This window comes from Pseudomonas sp. H3_A02 (assembly GCF_054671965.1).
In genome coordinates, this window is record NZ_CP162807.1 from 4,470,583 (window position 1) to 4,488,275 (window position 17,693).

Sequence of the window (17,693 nt, forward strand, 5' to 3'; positions counted from 1 at the left end):
AGCGGCGATGAAGGGGCGTCAGCCGATGGCCTGGGTTACCAACGCAAACTGGTGTACGCCGCCGCTGGCCTGGGGTGGGTTCCCACGAACCATTTGTGCGACGGTGTCGACCTGCTTCAGTCCGGCTTCTTCCAGCCAAGGACCCAGGCCGCTGTCGGACGGTATGTCCATACGCACAAAAGCATCCGACACTTGAGTCAACAACACCGCGATCAAGTGCTTGGCCTGCTCTGGGTTTTCTGCGACGACTGGACCGATGGAACGACCACGACCGAAGGGACGCAGAAGGGCGAACGCACGCAGTTGACCATCGCGCTCGATCCCCACGACGTCTTCGACACTCTCGAACAGATCGTTGAGCACGGTATGCCTGTCCAGGCCGCTGCCGGCGTAGGCGAGCTCGATCACGTCGTTCCGATCTGCTTCGGTCAGGCGGCGCAGGCGCTCATCGGATGGCAGGTCCGTGGGGGCTGGGGGCAATACGGTTCCTTGATGTTGTTGGATATGCCCAAAGTCAACGAATCCCTGGCTGACATAAAGCGGCGCGCCGGCCAGCGTCGCATTGAGCATCGCTGTCTGCGAGCCGCACGCTTGGATTGCCAGCTCCATCAATTTGCGGCCGATGCCCTGCCCCTGGTACTCATCGCTGACGATCACCAAGCCGATCGTGGCGTAATCACCCTGCGGGCAGGTGAACGCCGTACCGATCAGGCGACCTTCGTCCTCTGCGACAAACCCCTGCGAGACACGCTGCAGCATGGCCCAGTCTTCCAGGCGGTGGGGCCACTTCAACTGCACGGACAAGGCATGGGCCGCTGCCACATCGGCGGACGTCATGGGGCGAAAGGTATAGACGGGGCGTTGCGTGTTGGACATGACAGATCTCCATGGACAGGGAGGGTGACCGGTCGGATTTCTCCGCTGAAAGTGTTGGTATCTCACCTGCCGCCAGGCCTGACAAGAGGCGGACATTGATTCGGTAGATTGCATAAGTTGCGGCTTCACGCGCCGCAGTTATTGCTCAAATCGACAGCAGGCTCAGCAGCAAATATCAGCGGATTTTTTCGTCGGTGCTTTTCGTAGATACATGGACAAAGCGCGGGTCAATAACGGCGTTGGCGGTCAATCTGGCCGAGCATCGATTCGCCGCGTTGATGGCGCCGGATATTGTCCAGTAACACGCCAAAGGCACTTTCGGGTTGGGTCATTGCCGCGATATGCGGCGTCAGCAAGATTTGCGGATGCTGCCAGAACGGATGCTCCGGCGGTGCCGGTTCCTGTTGCAAGACGTCGAGCACCGCGGCACTGAGCTGGCCGCTGGCCAGGGCCTCGAGCAGATCCTCTTCTATCAGGTGCCCACCGCGGCCCATGTTGACCAGGGCAGCCCCCTTGGGCAGATGGTGGAACAACTGGCGGTTGAGAATCCCTTTGGTCTGCTCGGTCAATGGCAAGACACAGATCACGATGTCGCATTGGCCAAGGAACGTCGGGAGCTGTTCGTCACCGGCAAAGCAATCCACTCCAACGATATTGTGTTCGCTGCGCGCCCAGCCCGACAAGGCGAAACCAAAGGTCTGCAAGGTAGCCAGAATCTGCTTGGCTTGCATGCCAAGCCCCATGACACCGACCCGACGCTGGGCTGCCGGTTTCAGCAAGTGGGCCTGCCAGCACCGCGCGATCTGTTGCTGGCGATAACGGAGCATGTCCCGGTGCAGGCTGAGTACGGCGAAGCTGGCGTACTCGCACATACCCTGGGTGATGCCGGGGTCAAGTAAACGAACCACCGGCAGGGACGTGGGCAAGCGATCAAGATCAAGCTGGTCGACCCCAGCCGACAAGGCGAACAGCACTTCCAGGTTTGGTAGCAGTGTTTCGAGGTCGTCCGGCGCCTGCCAGGCGGCGAGGTAGCGAATGTCCTTCGGGTCGCCGATGTCCGGCCAGGCACGCCATTCGATGTCCGGTGCGTGCTCGGCGAATAAACGCTTCCATTGTTCGCCGCGTACCGGGTCGGCTTTATAAAGCAAGGCCATGGGTCACTTCTCGTACTGGAATAGGGAACATCCAGCATGCCCGAGTGGCAAAGCAGGATATATCAAAAGAGCGGCCGTAATCGCATGACACTGCGTTGTATAGGGCGTCTGTCGGCAGATTCCATGGGGCTGGAGCCGGCTGAAGGATTCTGCTGTTTACCGGGGTGAAAACAGTCGATCCGAATTTCCCAGAGGCCAAGTTCGGCTTAGACAATTGCGTCGAACGCTTAACCTGTGGAACACATCGCAGCCGTTTCCCGGTTGCCTGGTTCACTGTGGGAGATGCCATGAACAGTAAAGTCGAAGAAACCCCAAGCTTGCTCCGTCAACGCGATCAATTCGTGCCACGGGGGTTGGTCACCGCACATCCGCTGGTCATCGACCGGGCCCAGGGGGCTGAGGTGTGGGACGTGGACGGGACGCGCTACCTGGACTTCGTCGGCGGCATTGGCGTCTTGAACATCGGTCACAATCACCCAAAGGTGATCGCGGCCGTGCAGGCCCAATTGCAAAAGATCAGCCATGCTTGCTTCCAGGTGGTGGCCTACAAGCCCTATCTCGACCTGGTCAAGCGCCTGTGCGAATTGGTAGGTGGCCAGCAAGCCTACAAGGCGGCGCTGTTCACTTCCGGCGCGGAAGCCGTGGAGAACGCGGTGAAGATCGCCCGCGCCCATACCAACCGTCCCGCCGTCATTTCCTTTCGTGGCGGTTTCCATGGGCGTACCTTGCTGGGTACAACGCTGACGGGCATGAGCCAGCCCTACAAACAGAACTTCGGGCCCTTCGCGCCTGAGGTCTTCCATACCCCCTACCCGAATGCCTATCGCGGCTTCAGCAGCGAGATGGCGTTGCAGGCCCTCAATGAGTTGCTGGCGACCCAAGTCGGGCCGGATCGAGTCGCGGCGATCATCATCGAGCCGGTGCAGGGCGACGGTGGCTTCCTTTCCGCGCCACCGGAATTTCTCCAGGCACTGCGCGCCCTGACCGAACAACACGGCATCGTGCTCATCCTCGATGAAATCCAGACCGGCTTCGGTCGTACCGGCAAATGGTTCGGTTTTCAGCATGCTGGCATTCAGCCGGATCTGGTCACCGTCGCCAAGAGTCTGGCAGGTGGTTTGCCCATCTCCGGCGTGGTGGGCCGAGCGCACATCATGGACGCGCCATTGCCCGGTGGCCTCGGCGGCACCTATGGCGGTAACGCCTTGTCTTGTGCAGCTGCGCTGGCGGTGATCGAAGCGTACGAACAGGAGCAGTTGCTCGAGCGTGGCCAGGTATTGGGCGAGCGGCTGCGTCAGGGCCTGCTGCGCTTGCAGGCACGTCATCCACGTATCGGTGATGTGCGCGGCACCGGCTTCATGTTGGCCATCGAATTGATCAAGGACGATGAGGCCCGCAGTCCCGACGCCGAGCTCACCCAACAACTGATCGACCAGGCCAGGGTAGGCGGGCTGTTGGTGATCAAATGCGGGGTATACCGAAATGTCCTGCGTTTCCTGGCGCCCCTGGTCACCGAAGAAAGCCAGATCGACGAAGCACTGACCATTCTCGAAGCAGCATTGCAACGCGTGTTGGATTAATCTCAGGTCTCGGTCGGTACATCTGTAGCGATGTGCCGACCGAGGGCATTTAGAGCATATGGATTGATGAATGCATCATGGGAGGCGACACATGCACCTGACTGATTATCGTGCGCTGCTGATCGATTGCGACGAAGTCCTGGTCGATCGGGATTCCGGTGTCTGGATGGCCCTGCAACCTGTGCTCGAAAACCACCCGGGCATGCCAGACAGGGAAGCGGTACTGGCTGAATTCGACGAGGCGGTGCGCGGACTTTATCCGCGTTTCTCCGAATTGGGTTTCAGTGGTTTATTGTGCTTTGCCCATCGTCAACTGGCAGAGCGTTTGGGGCTCAAGGTCAGTTGGGAGGAGGGCATGAGCTTTGCTCGTTCGGCCTGCAACTGGTCGCTGTTCGAGGACGCGCCCGGCGCCATGCTGTACCTGCGTAAATTCTACCGGTTGCTGGTGTACTGCGATCGTGATGCCGAGGATCGTGACCAGCTCTGCGAGCGTTTGGGAATCCCTCCCGAGGACCTGCATTCCCGAGCCAACAATCCATTGGAGGATGAGGCATGGCTGCAGGCGAACAAGCTCAAGCCTGAAAACATCATGCAAGTGTCCAGGCCGCCTGCACAACCGCCAACGTCCGCGGGACTGTGCCTGATCCGCCGTGGCCATGAGCCTGATAATCAAGAATATTCCGCCGATTTCTACATCACCAGCATGGCCGACCTCGTCGCTCAGCATCAGCTATCTTTGCGCCGTTGAATTTGCTAAAACCACTGTCAACCTGAAGACAACCGAGGGGTACCCGATGGAAGGTTTAATAAAACTAGACCGAATTGATATCAGTATCCTTGTTGAACTTCAAAAGGACGGTCGAATGACCAACGTCAGTCTCGCCGATGCCGTGGGCCTGTCATCCAGCCCATGCCTGCAGCGAGTCAAGCGGCTTGAGTCGGCGGGTTACATTTCCGGCTACCGGGCCCATCTCAACCTGGCCAAGATCACCGACTCGGTCACGGTCTTCACTGAAATCACCCTCAGCGACCACAAGCGGGAAGACTTCGCCAAGTTCGAATCCAATATTCGCTTGGTCGATGAGGTACTGGAGTGCCATTTGATCAGCGGCGGTTACGATTACCTGGTGCGTTTCATGACCTGCAGCATCCAGCATTACCAGGAGGTGATCGAAGGGTTGCTGGACAAGAACATCGGCATTTCCAAGTACTTCAGTTACATCGTCATCAAATCCCCCGTGCTCAAGGATGGGGTTCCGCTGCGTAGGTTGTTGCGTCACTGATGTTGCTTGCGGTGCCAGGCTCGAATCTTGGTTGTTTTTTCATAGGCGGCAGACGCCCAGGGCGCCCGACGGTGTACCGCGCAGTATTGCGCCCGCTGCCGAGAGGCCTGAGAGGCCTGCCGAGCATCGTATCTATTTAACCAACGTAATCGGGATGCTGGACAACTGAGTCACTTTAGCCGCGACAGATCCTAAGAAAATGCCTTCCAGGACACCGTTGCCATGTGAGCCCAGGATGATGCTGTCGCACCCTAACGATTGGGAACAGGCAATGATTCTGCTCGCCGCGTCACCTTGTAACGCGTGGAAAGTGAATGCAATGCCTTCGTTCTCCAATGAATCAATGGCTCGGCGCGAAGCCTGCGTACTTTTTTCAAGGTAGTAACTGTCCAACTCATCGCGACTCATCCCTTGCGCGACGCGGGTCGGTAAGAGTGTCTGCACATTCACTAAATGAATCTCTACGTTGCCCCCGAGCAATCCACCGTCCTGGATGATTCCCACGAGGTAGCGCACGACTCGTTCCGAGTATTTCGAACCATCGACAGCAACCAGTATTTTATGCATTTCCAGACACTCCTGAGGGACGATGATGTGGGTCGAACAGCTTTTGTACAGTGTGTCTGGGATCGATCATGACCGCCATGGGCGAGGGCAACTTGACTTGTATCAAACCCAGGCGAAAGGATGCCTGATCGCGGCACAACCAACATCATTGCAAGCCGACCCGGCGCATTCGTGAGCAAGCCCGCTCCCACAGAATTTCGCTTAACTGGCTGGCATTAAGCATTTTGCTGCCTTTTGCAATTCGATCTTCATAAAAACGTAACACGACTGTTGCAGAGTTCCCCAGCCCGTCATCACAAGGAATTTCTTCTAATGAAAAGTTTGATGAAGTCTGCTGCGCTCGCCGTTACGTTTTCTCTTTGTGCCACTTCGGCGACATTCGCTGCAGAAAGCGTCCGTCTGACGGGGTCTGGCGCGAGTTTCCCGGCGCCGATCTACCTGACCTGGTTCAAGGATTTCAGCAAGAAGTCCGAAGGTGTCACTGTGGACTACCAATCCAAGGGCAGTGGCGCGGGTGTACAGGACTTTCTGAATAAAACCGTTGATTTCGCCGCCAGTGACTCGGCAATGAAAGACGAGGATATCGCCAAGGTTGCCGAAGGCGTGCAGTTGCTGCCGATGACCGCTGGGGAAATCGTGCTGGCCTATAACCTGCCAGGCAACCCTAAAGGTTTGAAATTGCCACGGGATGTGTACTCGAACATTTTCCTGGGCAAGATCACCCGCTGGAACGATCCGCAGATCGTCGCTGCCAACCCGGACCTGAAACTGTCCGATACGCCGATCACGGTTGTTGTGCGTGCGGATTCCAGCGGTACGACCGCGGTATTCACCAAGCACTTGGCGACCATCAATCCGGACTTCAAGCAGGCGCTGGGGGAGGGCAACACCGTCAACTGGCCGGCCAGTGACAAGTTCATCAAGTCGCCGAAGAACGATGGTGTGACGGCTACCGTACGCCAGACGCCCGGCGCGATTGGCTACATCGAATACGGCTTCGCCAAACTTGCCAAGGTTGACTTCGCCCAGTTGCAGAACAAGGCCGGCCAATACGTAGTGCCAAACGCCGAGAGTGGCGCCGAGGCTCTGGCAGCGGTGAAGATGCCGGAAAGCCTGGTGTCCTGGTTGCCTGATCCGGACGGCGCCAAGTCCTATCCGATCACGTCCTACACCTGGATGATCTTCCGCAAGGACAACGGCAATCCGGCCAAGGCCAAAGCCATGCGTGAAATGGTCGAATACAGCCTGACCGAAGGGCAGAAAATTGCCGACTCGATGGGGTACATCCCGTTGCCGCAGTCGGTTGTCGACCAGGTTCGCAAAGCCTCCGCCAACATTCAGTAACGCCTGAGGCCTCTCTCGGTATGGGCTGTCAGCCATGCCGGGAGAGCTTTTCCCCTGTTCCGGACTTAGCCAATGAACAAACCCTTTGTCGTACCGGTTAATCCAGATTCCGCCTGCCAACCACCGTCCGCGAAGGACTTTCTGGTTGATCGCACCTTTCGTGCGCTCGCGCGTATCGGGGTGGTCCTGGTTCTGGCGTTGGTATTTGCCCTTGTGTTCGAGGTGGGACGCAAGGCGCTTCCCGGCATGGAAAAGCACGGATTTGATGTGCTTCTCGGCACTGTCTGGGACGTTAACCAAGGTAAATACGGCATCCTGCCGGCTATCTGGGGCACGCTCTACAGTGCTCTGATTGCGTTGCTGATTGCAGGCTTTTTCGGCGTCAGCATGGCAATTTTCCTGACCCAGGACTTCCTGCCTCCCAAGCTCGCCGCCATCTTTCGAACCATTGTCGAATTACTCGCGGCCATCCCCAGCGTCGTCTACGGCCTGTGGGGGATCTACGTGGTGATCCCGGCGATTCGACCGCTGACCACCTGGTTGAACAGCGAACTCGGCTGGGTACCATTTTTCGGCACATCCCTGAGCGGGCCGGGGCTGCTTCCTGCGGCATTGGTGCTTGCCATCATGATTCTGCCGACCATTGCCGCCGTTTCGCAGGATGCGCTCACGGGCGTACCGATGAAAACCAAGCAGGCCGCCTACGGTATGGGGACCACCCACTGGGAAGCGATTCTCAAGGTGATGGTGCCATCGGCCGCCACGGGTATTTTCGGCTCCTTGGTACTTGGCTTGGGGCGCGCGCTGGGTGAAACGATGGCGCTGGCCATGCTGGTCGGCAACGCGAATAACATTTCCCTTTCGCTGTTCGCACCGGCCAACACCCTGGCGGCCTTGCTGGCGCTGAACTTCCCCGAAGCCGGGCCAAACGAAATCGAGGTGTTGATGTATGCCGCGCTGGTGCTGATGTTCATCACGTTGATCGTGAACGTCTTTGGCTCCTTGATCATGATGTACGCCCAACGGGGTAATAAGTGATGACTGATCTGACTGCTGCAACAGACTTGACGTCTCCGGCAGGCGCGATGCCCAGCCTGCAGCGCAAGTTCGAAGGCCGCGCCCTGCGCAGCCTGATCTTGACCACCCTGGTCTGGGGCGGCGCGCTGCTGGCCAGCGTGCCGTTGATTTCCGTGCTCTACATGCTGATCACCCGTGGCGGCGCTCGCCTGAACCTGGAAGTCTTCACCGAACTGCCGCCGACTGGCTTCGAGATGGGCGGGGGCTTCGGCAACGCAATGGCAGGTACCTTCGTGATGGTGGGTATCGCGGCGGCCATCGCGGTGCCGGTTGGCATCATGGCGGCGATCTTCCTGGCTGAACTGGGGCCGGACAGCAAGCTGGCGAACGCTGCGCGCTTTGCCGCCAAGATGCTCACGGGGCTGCCTTCGATTCTGGCCGGGGTGTTCGCCTACGCCCTGGTGGTGATGACCACCGGCACTTACTCGGCACCGGCCGGTGGCGTCGCGCTGGCAGTCCTGATGCTGCCTATCGTCGTGCTGACGGCGGAAGAATCGATGCGGATGGTGCCCAAGATCATGAAGGATGCCGCCTATGGCATGGGCTGCACCCGCTCGCAGGTGATCTGGAAAATCGTCTTGCCCACCGGCATGCCGGCGATCCTGACTGGCGTCATGCTGGCCGTGGCACGTGCCGCGGGCGAGACAGCACCGTTGTTGTTCACCGCCTTGTTCAGCAACTACTGGATCTACCACCAAGGTAGCCTCGAGGTCATGAACCCAACGGCATCGCTTGCCGTGTTGATTTACAACTTCTCCGGCATGCCTTTCGACAACCAGCTCGAGCTCGCATGGGCGGCCTCACTGGTGCTGGTGATGATCGTGCTGCTCGTGAATATCATCAGCCGTATTTTCGGCAAGCCCAAGTACTAAGAACGGGAGCATCTGATTTTGAACGTATCCACTGCGCAAAGAGCCGCTCCGTTTGTCACCCAGGCGCCTGTAGTCATGGACTGCAAACTGGACAAGATTTTCTACGGCAACTTCATGGCCGTGCGTGACAGCCATGTGCCTATCGAGAAAAACAAGATCACCGGTTTCATCGGGCCTTCCGGCTGCGGCAAGAGTACCGTGCTGCGCAGCCTCAACCGAATGAATGACCTGGTGAAAGGTTTCCGTTTCGAAGGCCACGTGCACTTCCTTGGGCAAGACGTCTACGGCAAGGGCGTTGATCCGGTGGTCGTGCGTCGCTACATCGGTATGGTGTTTCAACAGCCGAACCCGTTCTCGATGAGCATCTTCGACAACGTCGCGTTTGGCCTGCGCCTCAATCGCTACAAGGGCGATATTGGTGACCGGGTCAAGCACGCGCTGCAAGGTGCCGCCCTGTGGGATGAAGTCAAGGACAAGCTCAAGGTCAGCGGCCTGTCGCTCTCGGGCGGCCAGCAACAACGACTGTGCATCGCCCGCGCCATCGCCACCGAGCCGGAAGTCCTGCTGCTGGATGAGCCGTGTTCGGCACTCGACCCGATCGCTACCCGGCGGGTGGAGGAGCTGATGGTCGAGTTGAAGAAGGACTACACCATCGCGCTGGTCACCCACAACATGCAGCAAGCCATCCGTGTCGCTGACACCACGGCGTTCTTCTCGGTGGATATTTCCCAGGGCACGCGCACCGGCTATCTGGTTGAGATGGGTCCAACAACGCAGATTTTCGACAACCCACGTGAACAGATGACCGGCGATTACATCAGCGGCAAGTTCAGTTAAGACACACCTCCGGTCAAGGCCGCATACCTGCAGAAGCCAAATGGATTTGGCCGGCATCCGGTAGACATTTACCAAGCGTTTCCAAGGAGCACCAATGCCAGCTACGCATCGCCTTGATTTGACTGCGATTGAACGTGCACTGCGGGAAGTACAAAACCGCTTCATCGAGCTCAGCCGGCACTTCACGGAGCCGCGCGATCCCTTGACTGACGAGGTGCTGCACAATGTGCTTGAAGGCTACGCGTTGATTGACGACTATGTTGCCCGCGGCGTTGACCTGTTCGACCTTCAGCAACTGAACCTGATGCTCGAGATCAACGCCACGGTGCTTTGTGGCCGAGACCCGGCGCGCCGTTTGGAGTACGCCCAGCACCTGGCCGCGACCGAGGCGCATTTCTTCAACAACGTTGAGGGAGGCATCAAGGACTTGTACAACTGGTATTGCGCGTATCGTAGCGAGTCCGTCTGGAAGCGTGCGGCTGGCGTCTATGTCCGCATTCTCAGCAAGCCGCAGTTGTTCATTGAAGGCAACAACCGCAGTGGGTCGCTCATCGTCAGCTACCTGTTGATGCGCGCGGGGTTGCCTCCTTTTGTGTTGACACTGGAAAATGCCGAGGGCTACTTCAATCCGTCATCGGTCATACGCAACTCTGCTAAACATGGCGTCAAGGCGTTGTACGAATTGCCCAAGATCAAGAAAAAATACGCAGCATTTTTAGAAGAACAGGCACCCGATCCAATGAAGTTCTTTCTCAAAGGCAAGCATTTGCCCATCTCTCAAGGTGGCCATTAATGAGTGGGAATTCAGCGCTCGCCAAATGCAAAACCGTCGGCAGCCGGGTAGGGCAGGCCATCCGCAGCGCCATCCCGATGCAGATGTCGAGGCGGCAGCGCATACGCATTTCGTTTGATATCGATGACACGCTCGCCTGCCAACTCCACCACTGCGAAGTCGAGCAAAGTCGCTTGCCGGCCTGCGTTCATCGTTGGCTGGGTGAGCCGTTGCGCAGGGGGACACGCTCCCTGATCCGAGAGCTGCGCCGCCAGGACTGCAGCATCTGGGTCTACACGTCGTCCGGTCGCACACCGTCCTACATCCGCCGTTGGCTGTTGCTGTACGGCATCCGCGTCGAGGGTGTGGTCAACAGCGTGCTGCACAACCGCGCGCTGACGGTCCATGGGCTGTCGAATGCGCCCTCGAAATATCCGCCGGCGTTCGATATCGACTTGCACGTCGATGATTCCGAAGGCGTGCAGATTGAAGGTGAGGACCATGGGTTTCGCGTGGTCGTGGTTCATCCGGAAGATGAGGGTTGGGCGCAGAAAGTGCTGGATGCGGTTGACATTGTTCAGGCGCAGCTGGCTTGGCAGCAGATGCCTGTTCAGCGAACGGTGTTGCACCGGGTGCCGACTATCTAGAGGTACTGATCTCATCGGTTGCCCATGCAAGAGCTGGTGAAGGAGGGCGTCAACCACGCTGTTGACGCCGACGCCCAACTGACCCACGTGCCGATTTAAAACTGACCCACCTCAAATGGCACCCAGTGTAGAACAGGCAATCGTTAGTGAGGAATCAGACTGGGTCGGCGGCATCCCGGCAACCAGGTCAATTCGGTTTCGGTGCCAACAGGCTGGGTTATGCGTTGCGGTTGAGCGCTTCGTTGGCTTCGTCGTCGGCACGTTTTTTAAGGTAGCGGCGCATGGCGACGGCAGGGGCATCACTGGCAACAGATATTTCGTAGGTGTGGTCATCTACATCACCGAGTACAGCCTCCAACGCGCCCAAGCCCTCAACATCCTCATTGAAGGCGGCGAACAGTTGTTCATGCATGAACTCACCAACCGCCCGGTCATCCTGGGCGAAGTCACGACCGTGGACAATGAAGTAATGCATGGTGCTGTGAGTTTCCGGGGTCAGAATATGGGCCGTGCGGATGTGAAACTCCTTGCGATTTAACGGCGCTATCGCCGAGTCGTAGAATGTGACGCTGACTTGATGCAGCCCGGGTGACAGGAACTCGGAAGTAGCGATGCGTGCAGCGGTACTGCAATCGTCCAGGCCAGTCGTTTTGGCCCATACCGGAGACAGGGTGGTGGGCACTACATTGCGCATCAATTTGTAATGTCCCTCTTTGAGATCAAGTTCGTACGGGGCGCTGGCATAATCTGGCGTGCCAATAGTGGCGGCGTGCAGGAAGGTTAGATGGGTCAGGTCCATCAGATTTTCATGCATGCTGACGTAATTGCCTGGGTGATGGAAATAGCCTGAGGAACACTCCCAGTCGGGTGTCTCGGTCCAAGCCAATTCAGGAGGGCGTCTGGAGTCTGCAAGTTCTGGATCACCCATCCAGATCCACAATAGTGAGCCTTGCTCAAGCAGGGGGTATTCGTGCACACCGATACCCCGAGGGCAGCTACGCTGTGAAGGCACGTTAATCAGGTTGCCTTGAGTGTCATACCGAAAGCCGTGATAGCCGCAGACCAGGACATCACCCTCTAGATGACCACGTGAAAGCGGATAGGAACGATGAGCGCAGCGATCTTCAAGTGCAATGGCTTTGCCGGTTTCGCTGCGATACAACACTACGCGCTTGCCGAGCAGTTTTCGCGATAGCAACTCCCGTGTAACTTCGTTACCGAAAGCGGCTACGTACCATTCGTTAAAGATGAACGGGGTGTCGCGGGTAGCAAGTGGACTCATGGCTTTGCGCGAATTGGCAATGATGTTATTGACAGGCAGGCTCATGGATAGGCTCCTTGTTATTCAGGGTTTACAGGTCCAACACCAACGACTCGGTGCGCGCGCGGGACACACAAATCATCAGGGTTTCACCGCTCGCCTGCTCGGCGTCGGAGAGAACGTAATCACGGTGATCGGGTACTCCGCTGCAAATTGTGGTTTCGCAAGTACCGCAAATACCGGAGCGACAGGAGAACGGTACGTCGATGCCATGGGCTTCCAACGCTTCGAGAATGCTCTGATCTGGGCCTACCTCAATATCCAGGCCACTGCGTTGCAGCGTTACGCTGAAGCAATCGAGTGCTTGCGGAGTCGCGTCACTGGCAGGTTCGGGGGCCGAGAACCACTCAAAGTGAATACGCGGCGCCGGAATGTCTGCGGTGGCGGCCTTGACTGCCTGCATCAGGGGGGCAGGGCCACAGCAGTAGACATGTTCGTCGTCCTGCAGCGAACTGACGAGCGACTCGATATTTAGGAACTGACCGGCGCACTCATCGTTGAAGTGAAAGTGCACTCGTTCCGAGTCCAGAGCCAGCAGCGTTTCGTAGAACGCAGCCCGTTGGCGGTTACGTACAGTATAAAAAAGTCGCCAGTTCTTACCCTGGGCCATGCACCAGCGGATCATCGCCAGGATGGGGGTAATACCAATGCCACCGGCCACAAAACAATAACGCTTGGCGTTGGCATCCAAAGGGAAATTGTTGCGCGGAGCGCTGACCTGAAGCACATCACCCTGGCGTACTTTCGCGTGAATTAAGCGCGATCCGCCGCGACTGGCCGGAGCCAAGCCGACCGCAATGACATAGCGATGGCGCTCGCTGGAATCGTTGAGCAGCGAGTAATGTCGAATTTGACCGTTTTCCAGGCGCACTTCGAGGTGCGCTCCAGGCGTGAAGATCGGTAGCTCCCGAGCGTCGGGGGCTTGTAGTTCTATCAGGGCCACCTCTTTGGCTTCCGCCACGAATTGGGTGACTCGTAAATTCAGGCTGGGCTGGGTCATTGTTATAGGGTCCTGAGGTACTTGGCCGCGAACGCAATGAATGCGCCGCCTGCCGGCTGTCTGACCTGAATAAGCTTACGTAGCATGGGTATTGTTTGCAGTCCTCCCAGAGGAGGACAGGTGGACAGTCGAGTTAGATGCGTCTGGAGAGAACTACGATGATCGGTCCGGGCGTTGTATTTCGGCTGGTTGAGAGAGGCCATACGTGGCGTTTGTCGTCGTGGGATCTAGCTACGTCGAGGGGGGGAAGGGGAGACGCACGCTCAGATGGGTGACGGTTCATCGGCAATCCCAGTTATTGTTGTTGTCCTTGTCAGCTTACTGGGCCTGCAGGGCGAAGCTGTCCTCCGGGAGGTGGACAGGCACGATGATTGTCGGCATGCTATTGGTTAACAAATTAACTATCTGGCTTTTTTCCAGTAGACCTAACACCTGACAATAATAAATATCAGGCAATCGCCATGATCCGTCTCAGTACCCCGCAGGTTTCGACCTTGCCCCAAGGAGTCCGTCATTTCGCGGAGTTGACCAGTCGTTTGGGCACGCCGGAATTTCCCGCTGCGCTGCTGGACTACCTTGGCCAATGGGCGAACTGTCAGCATTTTTCAGTTCTGCGTATGGATGGCGAGCGGCCGCAATTGCTGTCTTTCGGCACCCGGCACCCGGACGCCAGTCTGGTGTTGCGTTGCGGTCAGGCCTATATCGAGCGCTACTATCGACACGACCCTTTGTTCGAGCCGTTACTTGCCGCCCCTGGCCAAGTTGGCCATCTGCTGGCCCAGGATATCCGCTTTATGCCGTATCGAGAGTCGATCTATCAGCGCAATGGCATGATTGAGAGGCTATCGAGCCTGTATCTGGACGAACAAGCGCGGCCGGTGCTGTTCAATCTCTACCGACACCGCGATCAGGGGTTCTTCAGCGACGGTGAGCTGGAGATGTGCGAGTCGCTCAGCCCTTCGTTATTGCAATTACTGCGTGGTCATCTGGCGCTTACCGGATTGAGCGGTACAGTCGATCACCACCAGCAATTGCTCCAGCGTTGTCCTGACCTCACGACGCAAGAGTTGAATATCTGCAGCCGATTACTTCGAGGAATGACTCATGCAGGGATCGCGGCTGATTTGGCAATAAAGGAAAGCACTGTGAAAACCTACCGTAATCGGGCGTTTGATCGACTCGGGATCCACTTTCGCAGTCAGTTGTTTGCGCTGTTCTCTGCGACGAGTTGAAACTTGCGGTGGTTTGTCCGCGGATTCATACCTTGAGATGCACTGGATGAAGTCCCACTCCAAAAGACCATAGAGATTGCGGAAAGCCTGGGGGAGCAGCCGGCAGTGCGGTTGGCGGGTGAGTTGCCGTGCGATTATTCATAATGCAACCATAAACATCTCGTTTAACATAATATACATTATGTGTAATCATGACCAGCTCAGTTGACGCCCTGTGCTGTCGAGATTACTGAAATTCGTTTTACCTTGGCAACGCGTCGGTTCCGGAGGAGTCATCACTGTGCTCTAACTCTTCCGCCACGGCGCGCTTGCCCAGAGCAATTGGCCCATCCGCCTATCGCCGCCACTAGCCCTCCCTGGCAAAATCGGCGGCATGACTTCGCAGTCGGTCAACGAGAAACTTGCCCACGAGATCGCACTGCTCAAACGCTTCAAGTTTGCCAAGCGCAGCGAGCGGTTGAGCCCGAATCAAGCCAGCCTGCTCGACGACTTGATCGATACGGATAATCGCCTATGAACCCGGGAGCGCCACATCACGTTTGTGCTGCAAACGGCGGGTCAGCATTGCAAGCGTCACGGCCAACGCACCGCACGAGCTGATGACCAGCGCCATTGGCAACGCCGTGCCATCGTGAAGCACACCCACCAGCGCGGCCGCTGCTGCCGCCACGCTGAACTGCAGGCAACCGAGCAATGCCGACGCGCTCCCCGCGCGCGCCCATTGCCCGTTCATGGCGCAGGCTGAGGCATTGGGGGCGATGGAGCCCAGGTTGGCAATGCAGATAAACAAGGGCACCAGCAGGTGCCAGAGCTGTTCGGTGCGTAGGCCGGCAATCGCCAACAATGCCAGTGCAGCAGCGAGGTACATCCAGATAACCCGCGACAGCAGGAACGCAGGCCCCTTTTTGCCCACCAATCGGGCATTGAACTGCGAGACCAGAATAAAACCTGCCGCATTGGTACCGAACAGCCAGCCATAGTGCTCAGGCGGCACACCGTACAGCTTGATGAACACGAACGGCGAACCGGCGATGTAAGAAAACATCCCGGCCATGGCGATCCCGCCAGTGAGCGCGTGCCCGAGAAAAATACGATCGCCCAACAAGCGGCGGTACTGCGTCAGTGCGCCAGATAAAGGCAGGCGCGGATGAGTGGCGGGCATGCTTTCCGGCAGGCCCAGCGCCACGGCTATTGAAGCCAGCGCACTGAACGCCGTCAGGCTGATGAAGATCGACTGCCACCCATAGAGGTTGACGAGCAAGCCGCCGAGCATGGGCGCCAGAATCGGCGCCAAGCCCATCACCAGCATCAATTGCGAGAACACTTTGGCCGACTGAACGGCATCGCACCTGTCGCTGACGATCGCTCGGGCAATCACCATCCCAGCACAGCCGCCCAGCGCCTGAACGAAGCGCGCGCCGATCAGCCATTCCAGATTCGGCGCGAAGGCACACGCCAGCGATGCCAGGGTGAAAAGCGAAGCCCCGAAAAGCAGCGGGAAACGTCGCCCGAAGCGATCCGCCACCGGCCCGTAAGCCAGTTGGCCGATGGACAAGCCCAGAAAATATGACGCCAGGGTCAACTGGACATGCTTCTCGTCAGTGCCAAAGGCCAGGGCAATGGCCGGGAAGCCAGGCAGGTAAAAGTCGACGGCCAAAGGGCCGAAGGCGCTTAAGGCACCGAGAATAAGGATCGCGCGCAGGTTCATCAGAGATCCAGACAGTATTCGGAGCAGTTGGGTGCCCGTTGGCAACGGGCATCAAGACGCTAGTTCAAGTCGAGACCTTCCTCGAGTATGGACTGCTGCACGGCTTCACGGCTCTTCACACGCTCGTACCAAGCTTGCAGGTGATGAAGACTGTCAAGATGAAGTGGCGTGTCCTCGTAGGACTTCAGCCAGGACGCCTTAGCCCATCCAGTCACCGCAAACAGGTAGGTGTCAGCGACCGTGAATTGGTCACCCATAAGAAACTGTTTGTCTGAGAGATGCTCGTTAATCCAAGCGTAGCGTTCCTCCAACTTCGGTCTTGCAATCTCGATGTAATCCCCTGCCGGAGCAGCATAAAAGAGCGGAATAAAGCCCTTATGGATCTCCGTTGAAAGGAAGGCGAGCATCTCCTGAAGCTTGTATCTTTCAAACGTTCCGTTGGCTGGAGCAAGGCCTGTTTCGGGATGCTGGTCCGCAAGATATTGAATGATTACAACGCCCTCTAATAGCATTTCACCATTATCCAGCTCAAGCGCAGGAATGTAGCCGTGCGGGTTGACCTTGTAAAAGTTCTTCCCCTGTTCTGTTGTATGATCTTTGAGGTCGACCTTGATGAATTCGACCTTGAGGCCAAGTTCGTTTGCAACGATGTGTGGCGAAAGGGAGCAGGCGCCAGGCTTATAGTAGAGCTTCATTCTGTGATCTCCATGGAATTAATTGTCGTGTTTTAAAATGTGAAGCCTATGTTAGTTCGCTTTGTAAGCGACTCGCTCGCTACGTTTTGCACCGTTTGCATGGTTGAATTACCCATGTGCCACCTTCCCCACAGCCAGAGACAGCGAGTCACCAAGAACGCGCCACAAAGCGGCAAGACGCCGACAGTAGGTGCCTTCACTACAGTAAATCAACTCGACATGAAGGCTGTCGATAACGCCGATATAAGCATCCTGAAACATCGAAATCTCGTTCGCCGACAGGGCTGGATACCTGTTCTCAAGGCTTACGCCAAAGTGTTCACGCAGGCGATCAAGATAGGCCTCAAAGCCACTTGTAACCGATGCCTTCAGCTCCGAAGGCGGAAAAAATGCCGTGCGCAGCAGGAAACGCAGAGCCGCGGAAGATTCGTAGCGGTTTGAAAGGCTGTCCGTGTACAGCTTGCCGGGCTCATCGTTATTCGCCGGGATGCTTGCAAACATCTCTTCGATATAGTGCCTCTCCGTCACCAACGCCAGATTCAGCACGGCGTCGAACAGATCATCCTTGCTTTTGAAGTGCGCATATAACGAAGGCTTGCGCATACCTGCAACGACAGCAATATCATTGAGCGACGAGGCGTCGTATCCACGCTCAGCGAAATGCACCAGGGCGATGTCACAGATTCTGGCTGCCGAAGGGCTCAGCACTTTCATCAGGATATCCTTTT

General features: G+C 57.3%; 18 protein-coding genes and 1 pseudogene. 11 read left to right on the top strand and 8 right to left on the bottom strand.

Annotated features, from left to right (window positions below):
- Window positions 1-18 precede the first annotated feature (18 nt).
- Window positions 19-876, bottom strand: a complete 858-nt coding sequence (locus AB4N80_RS19615; RefSeq protein ID WP_460078380.1) for a GNAT family N-acetyltransferase — start codon at window positions 874-876, stop codon at window positions 19-21.
- Between the two features lie 227 nt (window positions 877-1,103).
- A complete protein-coding gene (locus AB4N80_RS19620) occupies window positions 1,104-2,030 on the bottom strand; it encodes a 2-hydroxyacid dehydrogenase (RefSeq protein ID WP_354339681.1) in 927 nt (308 codons plus the stop codon).
- Window positions 2,031-2,317: 287 nt separating this feature from the next.
- Between AB4N80_RS19620 and gabT the strand changes: the two genes are divergently transcribed.
- The 3 genes from gabT to AB4N80_RS19635 all read left to right on the top strand — a co-directional run bounded on the left by gabT (window position 2,318) and on the right by AB4N80_RS19635 (window position 4,893).
- Complete coding sequence (gabT, locus tag AB4N80_RS19625) at window positions 2,318-3,610, top strand: 4-aminobutyrate--2-oxoglutarate transaminase (protein WP_460078384.1); 1,293 nt, start codon at window positions 2,318-2,320, stop codon at window positions 3,608-3,610.
- A 91-nt stretch (window positions 3,611-3,701) separates the two neighbouring features.
- Window positions 3,702-4,358 (top strand): HAD family hydrolase, encoded by a 657-nt coding sequence (locus tag AB4N80_RS19630; RefSeq protein WP_122564782.1) that lies wholly within the window; start codon window positions 3,702-3,704, stop codon window positions 4,356-4,358.
- A gap of 46 nt (window positions 4,359-4,404) precedes the next feature.
- Complete coding sequence (locus tag AB4N80_RS19635; RefSeq protein WP_008146530.1) at window positions 4,405-4,893, top strand: Lrp/AsnC family transcriptional regulator; 489 nt, start codon at window positions 4,405-4,407, stop codon at window positions 4,891-4,893.
- 132 nt (window positions 4,894-5,025) lie between these two features.
- On the opposite strand, the gene AB4N80_RS19640 is transcribed toward AB4N80_RS19635, so the two are convergent.
- Entirely contained in the window at window positions 5,026-5,460 is a 435-nt protein-coding gene (locus AB4N80_RS19640; RefSeq protein WP_122564781.1) for a universal stress protein, read from the bottom strand.
- A 312-nt stretch (window positions 5,461-5,772) separates the two neighbouring features.
- On the opposite strand from AB4N80_RS19640, the gene pstS reads away from it, so the two are divergent.
- The 6 genes from pstS (at window position 5,773) to AB4N80_RS19670 (ending at window position 11,009) form a co-directional block, all read left to right on the top strand.
- Window positions 5,773-6,804, top strand: a complete 1,032-nt coding sequence (pstS, locus tag AB4N80_RS19645) for a phosphate ABC transporter substrate-binding protein PstS (RefSeq protein WP_122564780.1) — start codon at window positions 5,773-5,775, stop codon at window positions 6,802-6,804.
- A gap of 72 nt (window positions 6,805-6,876) precedes the next feature.
- Entirely contained in the window at window positions 6,877-7,842 is a 966-nt protein-coding gene (gene pstC, locus AB4N80_RS19650; protein ID WP_122564779.1) for a phosphate ABC transporter permease subunit PstC, read from the top strand.
- Complete coding sequence (gene pstA / locus AB4N80_RS19655) at window positions 7,842-8,753, top strand: phosphate ABC transporter permease PstA (protein ID WP_122564778.1); 912 nt, start codon at window positions 7,842-7,844, stop codon at window positions 8,751-8,753. The genes pstC and pstA overlap by 1 nt, the downstream gene beginning before the upstream one ends.
- Before the next feature lie 75 nt (window positions 8,754-8,828).
- Complete coding sequence (gene pstB, locus AB4N80_RS19660) at window positions 8,829-9,590, top strand: phosphate ABC transporter ATP-binding protein PstB (RefSeq protein ID WP_025214260.1); 762 nt, start codon at window positions 8,829-8,831, stop codon at window positions 9,588-9,590.
- A 94-nt stretch (window positions 9,591-9,684) separates the two neighbouring features.
- Window positions 9,685-10,383 (top strand): hypothetical protein, encoded by a 699-nt coding sequence (locus AB4N80_RS19665; protein WP_122564776.1) that lies wholly within the window; start codon window positions 9,685-9,687, stop codon window positions 10,381-10,383.
- Window positions 10,383-11,009 (top strand): hypothetical protein, encoded by a 627-nt coding sequence (locus AB4N80_RS19670; RefSeq protein ID WP_436278786.1) that lies wholly within the window; start codon window positions 10,383-10,385, stop codon window positions 11,007-11,009. Before AB4N80_RS19665 ends, AB4N80_RS19670 begins: the two co-directional genes overlap by 1 nt.
- A 217-nt stretch (window positions 11,010-11,226) precedes the next feature.
- Here AB4N80_RS19670 and AB4N80_RS19675 read toward each other — a convergent pair whose 3' ends face one another.
- Both AB4N80_RS19675 and AB4N80_RS19680 read right to left on the bottom strand, forming a co-directional pair.
- Window positions 11,227-12,336, bottom strand: coding sequence for a Rieske 2Fe-2S domain-containing protein (locus AB4N80_RS19675; RefSeq protein WP_460078391.1), 1,110 nt, complete (start codon window positions 12,334-12,336; stop codon window positions 11,227-11,229).
- A gap of 25 nt (window positions 12,337-12,361) precedes the next feature.
- Window positions 12,362-13,330, bottom strand: coding sequence for a PDR/VanB family oxidoreductase (locus AB4N80_RS19680; protein ID WP_122564774.1), 969 nt, complete (start codon window positions 13,328-13,330; stop codon window positions 12,362-12,364).
- Between the two features lie 461 nt (window positions 13,331-13,791).
- On the opposite strand from AB4N80_RS19680, the gene AB4N80_RS19685 reads away from it, so the two are divergent.
- Both AB4N80_RS19685 and AB4N80_RS19690 read left to right on the top strand, forming a co-directional pair.
- Window positions 13,792-14,562 (top strand): helix-turn-helix domain-containing protein, encoded by a 771-nt coding sequence (locus AB4N80_RS19685; protein WP_122564773.1) that lies wholly within the window; start codon window positions 13,792-13,794, stop codon window positions 14,560-14,562.
- Window positions 14,563-14,944: 382 nt separating this feature from the next.
- A pseudogene (locus tag AB4N80_RS19690) lies at window positions 14,945-15,067 on the top strand (transposase domain-containing protein); the annotation flags it as partial.
- A 6-nt stretch (window positions 15,068-15,073) separates the two neighbouring features.
- On the opposite strand, the gene AB4N80_RS19695 reads toward AB4N80_RS19690, so the two are convergent.
- From AB4N80_RS19695 to AB4N80_RS19705, 3 genes are all read right to left on the bottom strand, one after another.
- Window positions 15,074-16,270: a multidrug effflux MFS transporter gene (locus tag AB4N80_RS19695; RefSeq protein WP_460078395.1), complete on the bottom strand. Its 1,197-nt coding sequence runs from the start codon at window positions 16,268-16,270 to the stop codon at window positions 15,074-15,076.
- Window positions 16,271-16,329: 59 nt separating this feature from the next.
- Complete coding sequence (gene gstA, locus AB4N80_RS19700; RefSeq protein ID WP_122564771.1) at window positions 16,330-16,965, bottom strand: glutathione transferase GstA; 636 nt, start codon at window positions 16,963-16,965, stop codon at window positions 16,330-16,332.
- 108 nt (window positions 16,966-17,073) lie between these two features.
- Window positions 17,074-17,679, bottom strand: coding sequence for a TetR/AcrR family transcriptional regulator (locus tag AB4N80_RS19705; RefSeq protein WP_460078398.1), 606 nt, complete (start codon window positions 17,677-17,679; stop codon window positions 17,074-17,076).
- Window positions 17,680-17,693 lie beyond the last annotated feature (14 nt).